1 pseudogene is annotated in these 270 nt (G+C 65.9%); it reads right to left on the reverse strand.

Features of this window, described 5'->3' with window-relative positions:
* Positions 1 to 270 (reverse strand): annotated as a pseudogene (locus SB752_RS32505) (urocanate hydratase); the annotation flags it as partial.

A 270-nucleotide genomic window follows, 5' to 3' on the forward strand; every position in this document is an offset into this window, starting at 1 on the left:
GGGTCGTTGTGCAGCACACGGGCAATCCGCTCAGCCGCTTCGTCGGTGCCGTCGCAGACGATCACCATGCCGGAGTGCTGGGAGAAGCCCATGCCTACGCCACCACCGTGGTGCAGCGAAACCCAGGTCGCGCCGCTGGCAGTGTTGAGCAAGGCGTTGAGCAGTGGCCAGTCGGACACGGCGTCAGAACCGTCCTGCATGGCTTCGGTTTCGCGGTTCGGGCTGGATACCGAGCCGGAGTCCAGATGGTCACGGCCGATCACCACCGGC

Origin of the sequence: Brevibacillus sp. SIMBA_040 (genome assembly GCF_046535075.1) — a bacterium.
Lineage (GTDB): Bacteria > Bacillota > Bacilli > Brevibacillales > Brevibacillaceae > Brevibacillus.